Source organism: Pseudomonas sp. FBCC-B1667, from assembly GCF_059133255.1.
The window spans coordinates 2,024,384-2,037,717 of record NZ_CP101437.1; the positions used below are offsets into that span (position 1 = coordinate 2,024,384).

The window sequence follows — 13,334 nt, forward strand, 5'->3', positions numbered from 1 at the left end:
TACCCGCTACCGGAGAATAAGAAATGACATCGATGTGGCGTACGTGCGGTTGGGTATTGGTGGGGAGTGCGCTGATCCTTGCATTGTCATTGGGCGTGCGCCACGGCTTCGGGCTGTTTCTGGCACCGATGAGTGCCGAGTTCGGCTGGGGGCGTGAGACCTTTGCGTTTGCCATCGCCTTGCAGAATCTGATCTGGGGCCTGGCGCAACCCTTCACCGGCGCACTGGCCGACCGCTTCGGGGCGGCGAAAGTGGTGCTGGTCGGTGGCGTTTTTTATGCGCTGGGCCTGGTGTTCATGGGGATGTCCGATTCGGCTGTGACACTGTCCCTGAGCGCCGGCCTGTTGATCGGCATCGGCCTGTCCGGTACTTCGTTCTCGGTGATCCTCGGCGTTGTGGGCCGAGCGGTGCCGCCCGAGAAGCGCAGCATGGGCATGGGCATCGCCAGTGCTGCCGGTTCGTTCGGTCAGTTCGCGATGTTGCCGGGCACGTTGGGGCTGATCGGCTGGCTCGGCTGGTCCGCCGCGCTGTTGGTGCTGGGCCTGTTGGTGGCGTTGATCGTGCCGCTGGTAAGCATGCTCAAGGACAAACCACTGCCGACATTCGGCCATGAGCAAACGCTCTCCGAAGCGCTACGCGAAGCCTGTTCCCATTCGGGGTTCTGGCTGTTGGCGTTCGGCTTTTTCGTGTGCGGTTTCCAGGTGGTGTTCATCGGCGTGCATTTGCCGGCTTATCTGGTGGATCAGCACCTTCCGGCAACGGTGGGCACCACGGTGCTGGCGCTGATCGGGTTGTTCAACATCTTTGGTACCTACACTGCCGGCTGGCTCGGCGGGCGCATGTCAAAACCGCGTTTGCTCACTTGTTTATACCTGTTGCGCGCGGTGGTGATCACGCTGTTCCTGTGGGCGCCGGTCACGACGACCACCGCGTACCTGTTCGGCATGGCCATGGGGTTCTTGTGGCTGTCGACCGTGCCGCTGACCAACGGCACCGTGGCGACCTTGTTCGGTGTGCGCAACCTGTCCATGCTCGGCGGGATTGTGTTTCTGTTTCACCAGCTCGGTTCGTTTCTTGGCGGCTGGTTGGGCGGGGTAGTGTATGACCGAACCGGGAGCTATGACTTGATCTGGCAAGTGGCAATTCTTTTGAGCCTGTTGGCCGCTGCCCTGAACTGGCCGGTGCGTGAGCGGCCGGTAGCGCGCCTGCAAACACAGATGAGTGCGATATGAACAGTCTTTGGCCGCGAATCGCTGTAGCGGCTCTCTGCGCCTCGCTACTCGCATTATCGTGGTGGGGCTGGCAACAGGGCGGGCTGGCGCTGATGCAGTTGGGCATGGGTGCTTGCTAGCGAGCGGTGAGGGCGAGTAACTTCGTTTTTGACGACTTATCAAGGATGCACCGACATGCTGATGCGCTGGATTGCAGCCCCCGCGTTGCTGATGGCAATGACCGGGCTGGCTCAGGCCGAGTGCCCTGAACTGCTACAAGGTTCGTTGCAAAAACTGCGGGCCAAGGAATCGATCGATCTGTGTCAACGCTTTGAGGGTAAACCGCTGGTGGTGGTCAATACCGCGAGCCACTGCGGTTTTGCCCCTCAGTTCAAGAGCCTTGAGGCGCTCAATCAGCAATTCAAAGGGCAGGGATTGGAGGTGATTGGCGTTCCATCCAACGATTTCAAGCAAGAATCCAAGGACACCGCCGAAACCGCCAAGGTCTGTTACGTGAATTACGGCGTGACGTTCACCATGACCGAACCGCAGGCAGTGCGAGGCGAAGACGCCACGCACCTGTTCAAGGTCCTGGCTGCGCAGAGCAGCGCGCCGAAGTGGAATTTCTATAAATACGTGGTCGATCGCAAAGGCCAGGTAATCGCCAATTTCTCCAGTCTGACCAAACCCGATGATCCCGAGTTTATTGCCGCGGTGCAGAAAGCCCTGGCTTCCCAACCCTGATCAGCGTCCATTAAAAAGCCCCGCCTCTGTACAAGAGAGCGGGGCTTTTTTATTCAGCAGGCGAGGGGTTGAGCCTCGCTTTGAATATCAGAAGCGGTAGGTCGCGCCGACACCGAAACCGTTCGCCCAGTTTTCATACTTTGCGTTGTAGGTCTGGCCACGGTCGTTGGTGTTGTTGACCTTGACCGACTCTTCGCGCAGGTACGAGTACGCTACGTCGATGGTCAGGTCGTCGGTCGGGCTCCAGCCAGCGCCCAGGCTGAAAATCTTGCGATCGCCAGTCGGGATGCGTGGGGAACGGTCGGTGTTGTTGGTCGGCGCCTGGTCAACGGACAGGCCGGTACGCAGCACCCATTCCTTGTTCAGCTGGTAGGACGCGCCGATGGCGTGAGCCCAGGTGTCGTGCCAGTTCTGTTCTTCGGTGATGGTACCGAACTGACCGTTCAGCACGGCTGGAACACCTTTGCTTTCGACGGTGATTTCTTTCAGGCGGCTCCAGCGAGTCCAGGTGCTGCCTGCGTAAAGAGTCCACTTGTCGTCGAGCTGGTGAGTGACCGAGAAGTCCACCGATTCAGGAGTGGTCAGGTCCAGCGACGCGTCGTATTTCTGGCTTGGGTTCTGGCCGATCAGGCCCAGCACGTTGTAATTGACCTTGGTGTCACCGTCGAGCTTGTACTTCACTTTCGAGTGGTAGGTCAGGCCTACGCGAGTGCTGTCGGTGGCTTGAACCAGCACGCCGATGTTGTAGCCCAGCGCAGTGTCGTCACCCTTGATCTTGACCTTGCCGTCTGGCGCGGCCTGGGTGATGGACAGGTTCGATTCCAGGGTGCCGTCGATGCGGTTGATGGTCGGGCCGAAACCGATGGACACCTTGTCGTTGAAGGCGTAGCTGACAGTCGGTTGCAGGGTGACGATCTTAACTTCGCTCTTGCTGCCGAAATAACGACCGGCAAAGCCGTTTTCGTAGTCGGTTACCAGGCCGAATGGTGCGTACACACCGATACCGAATGCCCAGTGGTCGTCGATTGGCTTGACGTAGTAGCCCATCGGCACGCCCATGAAAGGGACCATGTCACCTTTATTGGTACCGCCATTCGGGCTGGAGCTGGCGTTGCTGATGTCAGTGTGTGCGTCGATGAATGCAACGCCGCCGGTCACTTGTTCGCGCTTGATGCGGGACATGCCGGCAGGGTTGCCAACAATGGTGGATGCGTCGTCGGCAGAAGAAGATCGCCCGGCAAAACCTGTCCCCATCCCGCTGATGCTTTGTTCGTTGAGGGCAAAGCCACTTGCAAAGAGCTGGGTGGATGCCAGGGTAACGGCGAGGCTAAGGGTGGTTTTGAGCATTACTTTTTTCATTATTAGAACTCCTGGTGATCACCGGGGCGAAAATTACCAACATTTTCGTCCCAGCGCTATAGGCTGTATGGCTTGAGTTAGAGGGGTTTTGTAGGACAATCCGACCAAATTCGCGCCCAGATACACGATCTTGTAAAACCGGTGGGTCAGCAGGCGACTTGATTCAGCGGTGAAACACAGGTTTGCCAGGCACAGGTGAAGTCGCGCAGGCGTCCTTGAGGCTGAAAAGTCTGACGCCAGATTCGGGCCATGCCCAACAAATCATCGGCGGCGGGGAGGGGGGTGTTCTGTTCTTCGATCAGCAGCCAGGCAATGGCGGTGGCGTAGCGCAGGTTGACGGTTAATTCCAGGTGCGGTCCGCTGAGGAAGGCATGTTGGCTGGCCAGGCCGCGGACGAGACTTGCCCGTTCCGGGTCGAGGGCCAGGTAGTGATCCCAGAGTGCCTGGTGGCGGGGTTCGGCGATTCGGTACAGGCCGTGTCCACGGCGGTCATGCAGGGCGGAACCAAGGGCTGACTGACTGGCGGCGATGCCCAGCAGCAAGGATTCGGCAGTTGCGCTATGGCGTCCGAGGTAAATCAAGGTCGGACGAATCACATAACGGCACAGTTCGCTGGCAGCGATACCCATAAAGCCCTCGAAACCTGAAGTGGGCGGCGATACCTGAAGGGGCTTTGGCAGCGGTGGATCGAATCAGGCTCGCCGGAAGCGGATCAAGCCGCTTGAGTTGAAGTGTAGTGTCATATTCGCGCTGTAAAGGACTGTTTTTAAAATATTTCCAGCTTCGAGTTATAACCGTTATATCGGTTGGTGCTTAGCGACTGGCAGCGCAACGGGAAATATCGGGTAATAAAAAGCCCTGCTGTTAGAGCAGGGCTTTTGGTTTTTCAGTCTTGCTGGCGTCTCAGGCAATCAGTGCCTGGCGGGTACGCTCGATCACGGCCTGCAGCGGCTCGGCGCTGGAGTATTGATCGGGGTACAAGCGTTCGCTGTGACGAGCGATGCCGTGTTCGTTGACCAGAGTGAAACTGAAGCAGCCTTTGCGAGCAGCCATGATCAGGCAGTTCATTGGTGCAAAAGCGTTGGTTAGGGTGCGAATGGCATCCTGAGTGTGGATTTGAGTAGACATAGTGTTGGTGTTCCTACAAGCGACACGGATAAGAACCGTGCAAAATTAAAACGTTCCAGTGACGACGACCACCATTGATCGAACGAAGAACCCGACTGGAACAAAGCAGCCAGTTTGAAGCGCTGAAAAATGGCGCGCTTGGGCTGGCAGGTAGGTACTTAGGAGGGCAGGCAACACATCAAGGGCAAAGGTTCTGGGCCCGGGGTGAAGATCCTGATCAATTTGCAGGCTGGTTCGGTCAGAGTAATTGAGCTTCGCAACACCCTTCGCTTTGTTCGAAGGCAGTGTTGGCGCAACGTTTACCTGGAAACCATCGAGGTGGTCGATCCTGTTTTGTCGGTGGAGGCTTCTCTTGAGGGAAGGCTGACCGCGAGGATTTGTTCGACCAGAATTGACTTTCAGCTTGGTACTAACGCCGCGGATACTAACGGATTGAATTTGAGAATGGAAGTGTGTTAGCAAAAAAGATCGATGAGTCTGGGCAAGACGCTCCGCAATCGCTCACATTCCGACCAGTGGTGGCTGTCACTCATCGGCGCGCGATCTGCCTGGGTCAAGGGTTATGCCGGTTTATCCCCAGAGGGCCATGCCAAAACGCGCCGAAAAAGGGCACCCATATAACCGCCACTGAGGTACTTGTGCACATAAGTTGCGCAGACTGTCACCCCACTGTCATCCAGACCTAGGTCGCAGTGGGTGCCTGTATTGAAAATTTAAGTCAATGAAAAACATCGCTTTTTTTTACTGGTGAAAAAATCGTCAGTTTGACTGCGAGCCCCATTCCACAGGGCTTTGCGCGAGTTCAAGGGCGGTTGTCCACTGAGTTATCCACAGCTTCTGTGGATTGTCCCGAGCGCTTGCTCTAGCACGGGCGTGCCGGGTTTTTTTAGGCTTTACCTGTCAGAAAAAAAGAGTAAAGTTGCGCGCCTTCCGATCTGTCCCGCAGTGCTTTATGAAGTTTCGCTCAGTATCAATCTCTGCTACCTCCACACCTCCACGTGTTACCCCACCCAAGCGTTTTTCGATGCGTGTAGCCGAATGGCTGCTGGACAATCCGCGGCTTGGGGATAATCCCAACATCAAGCACTTCGCCGGGCGCTTGCTCAAACAGCCTGCTCGTGAAGGCGTGGTGGCTGCGCAAAGTCGCCTGGGGCAACTGATGTGCCGTGAATGCGGGAATGCCCGTGATCGCCGCATTGGTCAGGACTTGCTGCGTCAGGCCGCCCGGGCAGGGGACGCGCGCGCCCAGCAGGAACTGGGTCTGATCGAAGACTGAGCTGTCCAAGTCAGGTGGCCTTGGTTAACCTTCAAGCTTTATCTCATTGACAGGTATTTCTATGGTTATGGACTTGACCAGCCTATTACTCGGTCTGGCCGGCGCGGGCCTGCCATTGCTGATACTGGCCTGGCAAATTCAGCGCCGTGCGAGCGGTTTGCAGGCCGAGGCCGCTCTGATGGAAGAACGTCTGGCCATGGCCCAGCTGGCGCAGGACGGCCTGAATGCCCAACTCGACGCCTGTCGCGATGAAATCGGTGACCTGAGCCAGGCCAATGCCGCCAAGCAAGCAGACCTCGCGGCTACGCGCCGTGAAGTCGAACTGCTGCAAGTCGAGCGCGACGACGCTCGCGATGCGTCTCATGCCTGGAACATCGAGCGCGCCGGTAAAGAGGCTGAGCTGCGTCGCCTGGATATTTTGGCGGCCTCACTCAACGCCGAGCTGCGTGAGCAACAGGAAAGCCATCAGCAACGCCTCAGTGACCTGCAGGGTTCGCGAGACGAGCTGCGAGCTCAGTTCGCCGAACTGGCGGGCAAGATTTTCGACGAGCGTGAGCAGCGCTTCGCCGAAACCAGCCAACAGCGCTTGGGCCAACTACTCGATCCGTTGAAGGAGCGCATTCAGTCCTTTGAAAAACGCGTCGAGGAAAGTTATCAGGCTGAAGCCCGCGAGCGTTTTTCGCTGGCCAAGGAATTGGAGCGCCTGCAACAGCTGAACCTGCGCTTGAGCGACGAAGCCACCAACCTTACGCGCGCCTTGAAAGGGCAGAAAACCCAAGGCAACTGGGGCGAGCTGATTCTTGAGCGAGTGCTTGAACACGCGGGCCTGGAGAAGGGCCGCGAGTACCAGACCCAGGTCACGCTCAAAGGTCCGGACGGTGAACGCTTTCAGCCGGATGTGATTATTTACCTGCCGGGCGACAAGCAGGTGGTGGTCGACTCGAAGGTCAGCCTGACGGCCTATCAGCAATACGTGGCGGCCGAAGACGATGCCATCGGCCAGATCGCTATCAAGCAGCACGTGCTGTCGCTGCGCAATCACGTCAAAGGCCTGTCCGGCAAGGATTACAAACGGCTCGACGGCTTGCACAGCCTGGATTTCGTCTTGCTTTTCGTGCCAATCGAAGCGGCATTTTCCGCAGCGTTGCAAGCAGAACCGACGTTGTTCCAGGAAGCGTTCGACCGCAACATCGTGATCGTCAGCCCCACCACGTTGCTGGCGACTCTGCGGGTGATCGACAGCCTGTGGAAGCAGGAGCGTCAGAGCCAGAACGCCCGGGAAATCGCCGAGCGTGCCGGGTGGCTGTACGACAAGTTTGTATTGTTCATCCAGGACCTGGATGAAGTCGGCAATCGCTTGCAGCAACTGGACAAAGCCTACAGCTCTGCGCGCAACAAGCTGACAGAAGGCCGTGGCAATCTGGTCAGTCGCAGCGAACAGCTCAAGTTGCTCGGCGCGCGAGCCAGCAAGAGCTTGCCAGCGGATTTGCTGGAGCGGGCGATGACCGATGTGGATGGCTTGGCCGAGTTGCCGGAGTAACCTTTCAGCACTGCACTGCTTTTGTGGCGAGGGAACAAGCTCCCTCACCACAGATTTGGTACTGGCAGGAGGATCGCGCTACAACGGCAAATGCCGGCTCAACAATGCCCGCAACGCCGCCGGTTTCACCGGTTTGGCCAGATAATCCAGCCCCGCCGCATGCACCTGCGCCACCGTTTCGGGCCGGCCATCGGCGCTGATCACCACCCCCGGCACCGGTTCCCCCAGTTGAGTGCGCAACCACGCCATCAGCTCGGTTCCGGTTTCGCCATGGTCCAGGTGGTAATCCACCAGCGCCAGTTGCGGACGAACACCGTCGTTGAGCAGCGCGGCACATTCCTCTCGGTTACGCGCTGTCCAGACGTGGCAACCCCAGCGCGTCAGCAGGCTGTTCATGCCGATCAGAATGCTGTCTTCATTGTCGATGCACAGCACCTGCGCGCCACTCAACACCTGTCCGTTGAGTTCGGCAGTCTGCGGTGCCAGCACGGTTTGTGCTCGAGCCAGCGGCACACTGACGCTGAACACACTGCCGCGCCCCGGCCAGGAGCGAACTTGCAGCGTGTGCCCCAACACGCGACACAGCCCATCGGCAATCGCGAGGCCCAGTCCCAGGCCTTTCTCTGCGCGGGTCTGGTGACTGTCCAGGCGTTTGAACTCTTCGAAAATGACCTGCAGTTTGTCTTGCTCAATGCCCGGCCCGCGGTCCCAGACCTCAAGGCACAGTTCATCCTTGCGCCGCCGCACGCCCAGTAACACCGGCCCTTTGGCGTAGCGGAACGCATTGGTCAGGAAATTTTGCAGGATCCGTCGCAGCAGTTTGATGTCGCTGTCGACCCGCAACGTGCTGCTGCGAACCCGGAAGGCCAGCCCTTGTTCCTGAGCCTGCGCCTTGAATTCGGCGCCGAGGGTGTCGAACAATTCGTTGAGCGCGAAGGGCTTCGGGTCGGGGTTGATCTTGCCGTTTTCCAGGCGGGAAATGTCCAGCAGGTCGCTGATCAAGTCCTCTGCCGAGCGAAGCGAGCTGTCCAGGTGATGGACCAGCTTTTGCGCTTCACCGGACAAGCCATCGTCCTGGTGGGAGAGGGCCGCGGAGAACAGGCGCGCGGCGTTCAGTGGCTGCATCAAGTCATGGCTGACGGCGGCCAGAAACCGGGTTTTCGACTGGTTGGCGGACTCAGCGGTACCCTTGGCCTCGGTGAGCGCAACGTTAAGTTGCGACAATTCGTGGGTGCGCTCAGCCACCCGCTGCTCCAGGCCTTCGTTGGCTTCAGTCAGCGCTTGTTCGGCTTCGCGGAACGCGGTGATATCGGTGAAACTCATGACGAAACCACCACCGGGCATAGGGTTACCGATCAGCTCGATCACCCGCCCGTTGGGGAACAGTCGTTCAGAAGTGTGGGCGCGACCTTGGCGCATCCAGTGCAGGCGACGTGCGACATGCACTTCGGCCTCGCCGGGGCCGCACAGGCCGCGTTCGGCGTTGTGGCGAATGATGTCGGCAATCGGTCGTCCGACGCTGATCAAGCCGTCCGGGTAGTTGAACAGCTCCAGATACCGCCGGTTCCAGGCCACCAGTTTCAACGACTGGTCGACCACGCTGATGCCCTGGGTAATGTTTTCGATCGCACCTTGCAGCAGGGCGCGGTTGAACTGCAGCACTTCCGACGCTTCGTCGGCGATGCGCACGACATCTTCCAGCTGCATTTCCCGACCTTCAATGGCCGCTTTTACCACCGCCCGCGTCGAGGAAGCACCGAGTACACCCGCCAGCAAGCGTTCAGTGTGGGCGATCCATTCACCGTCGGCGTTTTGGTTCGGATTGAAGCCTTTGCCCTGGCGGTAGGCAAAACGAATGAAGCTCTGACGCGCCCGTTCTTCACCGACGAAACGGGCGGCCAGTTGCAGCAAATCATCGATCTGCACGGCGAGCATCGACCGTGCGCTGGGGCGTGCGCTGATTTCCTGGCCGATGAAGCGACCGGCCTGCCAGTGCTCCGACACCCGCGTGCGCGACAACACCGACACCCAGGCAAACAAGGTGAAGTTACCGGCCAGCGACAGCACCACGCCTTGGGTCAGCGGGGTGATCGGCAGGTTCATTGGGTTACTGTGCAACCAGGCGAGGCCCGGAAAGCCCTCCAGCGGCCAGCCAAGGCTGCGGGCGGCAATCGGCAGGATCAGCGTGTAGAACCAAAGGAATGTGCCGGCGGCGAGGCCGGCGAATACGCCGCGACGGTTGGCCTGTTTCCAGTACAGTGCGCCGAGCATGGCCGGGGCCAGCTGCGTCACGGCGGCGAAGGCGATCTGACCGATGGTTGCCAGGCTGGCGGTCGAGCCCAGCAGGCGATAGCTGACGTAAGCCAGGAGCAAAATTACCACGATGCTCACGCGGCGAACCGAGAGCATCCATTGGCGAAACACTTCGAACGGTCGCTCGGCGTTGTTGCGGCGCAGCAACCATGGCAACAGCATGTCGTTGGATACCATGGTCGACAGCGCCACGCTGGCGACAATCACCATGCCGGTTGCTGCCGAGGCACCGCCGATAAACGCCAGCAACGCCAAAGCAGGGTGCGCCTGGGCCAACGGCAGGCTGATGACGAACGAGTCCGGCAATACCGAACTGGGCAGCAGCATCTGACCGGCGAGGGCGATCGGTACGACAAATAACGCTGCCAGCGCCAGGTAGGCCGGGAACACCCATTTAGCCAGGCGCAAATCCTGAGGATCAATATTCTCCACCACCGTCACGTGGAACTGCCGAGGCAGGCAGATGATCGCCATCATCGCTACGCCCGTCTGCACCACCATCGACGGCCAGTTGATGGTTTCCTTCCAGTATGCTTCGAGGCGCGGAGCGAGCATGGCCTGGTTGAACAGGTCGTCGAAACCGTCGTACAGGCCAAAGGTCACGAAGGCGCCGACGGCGAGAAACGCGAACAGTTTGACCAGTGCTTCAAACGCAATAGCCAGCACCATGCCGCGATGGTGTTCGGTGGCATCGAGGTTGCGGGTACCGAAGACAATGGTGAACAGTGCCAGCACCAGCGACACAATCAAGGCGGTGTCCTGGGCGCGAACCCCCATGGCGTCGGCGCCCGCACCAATCAGCAGGTTCACCCCGAGCACGATGCCCTTGAGCTGCAAGGCAATGTAGGGCAACACGCCGACCAGGCAGATCAGCGCCACCACAATCGCCAGTGACTGGGATTTACCGTAGCGGGCGGCGATGAAGTCGGCGATGGAGGTGATGTTTTCCTGTTTGCTGATCATCACCATTTTTTGCAGGACCCACGGCGCCCCCACCAGCAACAGGATCGGCCCGAGGTAGATGGGCAGGAACGACCAGAGCTGTTCCGCCGCCTGGCCCACGGCGCCAAAGAACGTCCAACTGGTGCAGTAGACTGCCAGCGACAGGCTGTACACCCACGCGCGCACGCGCGGCGGCAACGGCGTGCTGCGACGGTCACCGTAGAAGGCGATGGCGAACATGATGGCCATATAGGCCAGGGCGACGGCGGCGATCAGCCCGCTGGACAGCGACATGGGAACTCCAGACAAAATTCACCCGGGACTCCCGCCCGGTCAGACAGTCTCGCACGACCGCCCCGGTTAGTCAGTGTCGACCAAGGTCGTGGCGTGGCGGGGTGTCGCAGGCGGTGTGTCAGGCGGATGTTGGTTGTCTGTGCCGGCCCTGTCGCGGGCAAGCTCGCTCCCAGAGTTGGAATGCATACAGTCTGAAAACACCTATTCCCCGTGGAAGCGAGCTTGCTCGCGATAGGGCCCTCACTGACTCAGCGCAATTCCGATCAACCGATGCAATTCTTCAACGTCCAGCGGCGTCTCGGAAAACAGGATGCGAAACACGATAGGCGCCGCCACCATGTTGATCAGCCGATCGACACTCGGTTTCGGCTCATTCGGATAACGGTCCAGAATCATCTGCAACTGCCCGCCAATGATCGTCGCGCAATAGCTCGGCTTGAGACTCGCTTGCACGTCGCGCAGCATGTTGCGGCCAGGTTCGGAGCTCATCTCGTCCAAATATTGGTCCGCCCAGGCCTGCACATCACCGTGCAGGCTGCCGGTATCGGCCGATGCGGTTTCCGGCTGCATACGGGCGAGTGCGACGTCCGCCAACAATGCCGACAAATCACCCCAGCGCCGATAGATAGTCGACGGCGTAACCCCCGCACGCGTGGCGATTTGCGGCACGGTCACGGTGGCGCGGTCCTGCTCTTCAAGCAATTCGCGCACGGCTTTGTGAATCGATTCCTGCACCCGGGCACTGCGGCCGCCGGGACGTAAAGTGGGGGCTGTCATAACCTGTTTCCTGTTCTCGCCAAGACACGTCGTAAAGACAAAAGTCCCAGCTCTAAAGCCATGCATCGGACCTTAACACAAAGAATTTGCTTTAATCGCCAGCCAGTAGCACACTCCGCAAAAGCAAAAAGTTAGCTTTTGCGGAGTGTGCGGATGTCCAGTTCTCAATCAAATCGTGCAAGCCTGTGGTTTCTGGCGATCACTTTACTCAGTTTTCTGGCCGCTTCCACGGCGCCGACGCCGTTGTATCGCTTGTATCAGGAGCAACTGCACTTCTCGGCAGCGACGTTGACCCTGATCTTCGGTGTCTACGCCTTCAGCCTGCTGGCGGCGCTGCTGACGGTCGGTTCGCTTTCAGATTTCCTCGGGCGCAAACCGGTGATTTTCACCGCGGCGGCGTTGAATGGTCTGGCGATGTTGCTGTTTATCAATGCTGACAGTGTTGCGTGGCTGATCAGTGCCCGAGTGCTGCAAGGGTTTGCAACCGGCATGGCGACTGCCGTGCTCAGTGCCACGCTGCTCGACACGGACCGCCAGCAAGGACCGTTGATCAACAGCGTTGCACCGTTGCTTGGCATGGCTTTGGGTGGGTTGGGCTGTGGTTTGCTCGCCGAATTTGCACCCGCGCCGTTGCACCTGACTTATTGGCTGTTGCTCATCCTGTTTGCATGGCAGGCGCTGTATATCTGGCGTTTGCCGGAAAGTGTCTCGCGTCAGCCGGGGGCTTGGGCTTCACTGCGGCCGACCCTGCATGTGCCGGTTCAGGCGCGCTCCACCTTGTGGCGGGTATTGCCGCTCAACACCGCAACGTGGGCGCTCGGCGGTTTTTATGCGTCTCTGGCTCCTTCGCTGGTGCGCACGGCGACGGGTTCCACTTCGAACCTGATTGCCGGGTCGACCGTCGCCGCGCTGACGGTAACGGGGGCGCTGATGATTTTTACCCTGCGCAATCGTCCCGCCGCCCTGGCGCTGCAATTGGGAGCAAGCCTGCTGCCCACCGGCATCGTCCTGGTTTTACTGGGGGTGCACAGCGCCAGCCTGGCATTGTTTTTCCTCGGCACGCTCGTCGCCGGTTGTGGTTTCGGCGCCGGTTTTCTCGGGGCCGTGCGCAGTCTGGTGTCGTTGGCTTTACCCCATGAACGTGCCGGGCTGATGTCGGCCTTTTATGTGCTCAGTTACCTGGCGTTCTGTTTGCCTTCTTTGTTGGCAGGGAACCTGACGCGAAGCTTCGGCCTGGTTGCGACTACAGACGGATACGGTGCCGTGTTGATCGTGCTCTCCATTGGTGCTTTGCTAGCCTTGCTGCGTCAGCGCTCGTTGAAAGTCTGTAGCGCTAAGGTGCGTTGATCGCTAGCCTTGGCTTCGCCATTCATCTCGACGGACTGCCCCATGAAGATCATCCGCAGCAAATCCTTCACCGCTGAGCGTGCCTGGGGAGCGCTGGACATTGCCAACATGAACGGCATCACCACCCGTTTGCACTGGACGGACCAGCCTTACAAATGGCACGTCAATGATGGTCAGGAAGTGTTCGTGGTGCTGGATGGGCAGGTGCAGATGCGGTATCGCGAAGAGGGCATCGAGAAGGCAGCACTGCTGGAGGTCGGCGATATCTTTTATGCGTCCGTCGGCACCGAGCATGTGGCGCATCCCCAAGGCGCGGCGAGGATTTTGGTAATCGAATCGGAAGGCAGTGTCTAAGCCTATATCTGCAAAACAGATAAGTTATAGAGAAATTACCCGTTATATA

11 protein-coding genes are annotated in these 13,334 nt (G+C 59.1%); 6 read left to right on the plus strand and 5 right to left on the minus strand.

Annotated features, from left to right (window positions below):
* Positions 1-23 precede the first annotated feature (23 nt).
* On the plus strand, positions 24-1,232 hold the full coding sequence (locus NL116_RS09040; protein ID WP_494376875.1) for an MFS transporter: 1,209 nt from the start codon (positions 24-26) through the stop codon (positions 1,230-1,232).
* Between the two features lie 174 nt (positions 1,233-1,406).
* Positions 1,407-1,955 (plus strand): glutathione peroxidase, encoded by a 549-nt coding sequence (locus NL116_RS09045; protein ID WP_494376876.1) that lies wholly within the window; start codon positions 1,407-1,409, stop codon positions 1,953-1,955.
* A gap of 87 nt (positions 1,956-2,042) precedes the next feature.
* Here the strand turns inward: NL116_RS09045 and NL116_RS09050 are convergent, their stop codons facing one another.
* The 3 genes from NL116_RS09050 to NL116_RS09060 all read right to left on the minus strand — a co-directional run bounded on the left by NL116_RS09050 (position 2,043) and on the right by NL116_RS09060 (position 4,442).
* Positions 2,043-3,314, minus strand: a complete 1,272-nt coding sequence (locus NL116_RS09050) for an OmpP1/FadL family transporter (protein WP_494376877.1) — start codon at positions 3,312-3,314, stop codon at positions 2,043-2,045.
* A 146-nt stretch (positions 3,315-3,460) separates the two neighbouring features.
* On the minus strand, positions 3,461-3,943 hold the full coding sequence (locus NL116_RS09055) for a hypothetical protein (RefSeq protein WP_494376878.1): 483 nt from the start codon (positions 3,941-3,943) through the stop codon (positions 3,461-3,463).
* 274 nt (positions 3,944-4,217) lie between these two features.
* Positions 4,218-4,442 (minus strand): hypothetical protein, encoded by a 225-nt coding sequence (locus NL116_RS09060; protein WP_019407963.1) that lies wholly within the window; start codon positions 4,440-4,442, stop codon positions 4,218-4,220.
* A 952-nt stretch (positions 4,443-5,394) separates the two neighbouring features.
* On the opposite strand from NL116_RS09060, the gene NL116_RS09065 reads away from it, so the two are divergent.
* Positions 5,395-5,718 (plus strand): sel1 repeat family protein, encoded by a 324-nt coding sequence (locus NL116_RS09065; RefSeq protein WP_494376879.1) that lies wholly within the window; start codon positions 5,395-5,397, stop codon positions 5,716-5,718.
* Between the two features lie 175 nt (positions 5,719-5,893).
* Entirely contained in the window at positions 5,894-7,258 is a 1,365-nt protein-coding gene (locus tag NL116_RS09070; RefSeq protein ID WP_494378026.1) for a DNA recombination protein RmuC, read from the plus strand.
* Positions 7,259-7,336: 78 nt separating this feature from the next.
* Here NL116_RS09070 and NL116_RS09075 read toward each other — a convergent pair whose 3' ends face one another.
* Positions 7,337-10,807, minus strand: coding sequence for a hybrid sensor histidine kinase/response regulator (locus tag NL116_RS09075; protein ID WP_494376880.1), 3,471 nt, complete (start codon positions 10,805-10,807; stop codon positions 7,337-7,339).
* 240 nt (positions 10,808-11,047) lie between these two features.
* Positions 11,048-11,584 (minus strand): TetR/AcrR family transcriptional regulator, encoded by a 537-nt coding sequence (locus NL116_RS09080; protein ID WP_494376881.1) that lies wholly within the window; start codon positions 11,582-11,584, stop codon positions 11,048-11,050.
* A 153-nt stretch (positions 11,585-11,737) separates the two neighbouring features.
* On the opposite strand from NL116_RS09080, the gene NL116_RS09085 reads away from it, so the two are divergent.
* Positions 11,738-12,931: an MFS transporter gene (locus tag NL116_RS09085; protein WP_494376882.1), complete on the plus strand. Its 1,194-nt coding sequence runs from the start codon at positions 11,738-11,740 to the stop codon at positions 12,929-12,931.
* Between the two features lie 42 nt (positions 12,932-12,973).
* Positions 12,974-13,285 carry a cupin domain-containing protein gene (locus NL116_RS09090; RefSeq protein ID WP_140667228.1) on the plus strand — a complete coding sequence of 104 codons (312 nt, stop codon included), beginning with the start codon at positions 12,974-12,976 and terminating at the stop codon, positions 13,283-13,285.
* The last annotated feature ends 49 nt before the right edge of the window (positions 13,286-13,334 follow it).

Bases quoted from the DNA above. Each gene is read 5' to 3' on its own strand.
- NL116_RS09040 (WP_494376875.1), top strand. From the start codon at position 24: ATGACATCGATGTGGCGTACGTGCGGTTGGGTATTGGTGGGGAGTGCG.
- NL116_RS09045 (WP_494376876.1), top strand. From the start codon at position 1,407: ATGCTGATGCGCTGGATTGCAGCCCCCGCGTTGCTGATGGCAATGACC.
- NL116_RS09050 (WP_494376877.1), bottom strand. From the start codon at position 3,314: ATGAAAAAAGTAATGCTCAAAACCACCCTTAGCCTCGCCGTTACCCTG.
- NL116_RS09055 (WP_494376878.1), bottom strand. From the start codon at position 3,943: ATGGGTATCGCTGCCAGCGAACTGTGCCGTTATGTGATTCGTCCGACC.
- NL116_RS09060 (WP_019407963.1), bottom strand. From the start codon at position 4,442: ATGTCTACTCAAATCCACACTCAGGATGCCATTCGCACCCTAACCAAC.
- NL116_RS09065 (WP_494376879.1), top strand. From the start codon at position 5,395: ATGAAGTTTCGCTCAGTATCAATCTCTGCTACCTCCACACCTCCACGT.
- NL116_RS09075 (WP_494376880.1), bottom strand. From the start codon at position 10,807: ATGTCGCTGTCCAGCGGGCTGATCGCCGCCGTCGCCCTGGCCTATATG.
- NL116_RS09080 (WP_494376881.1), bottom strand. From the start codon at position 11,584: ATGACAGCCCCCACTTTACGTCCCGGCGGCCGCAGTGCCCGGGTGCAG.
- NL116_RS09085 (WP_494376882.1), top strand. From the start codon at position 11,738: ATGTCCAGTTCTCAATCAAATCGTGCAAGCCTGTGGTTTCTGGCGATC.
- NL116_RS09090 (WP_140667228.1), top strand. From the start codon at position 12,974: ATGAAGATCATCCGCAGCAAATCCTTCACCGCTGAGCGTGCCTGGGGA.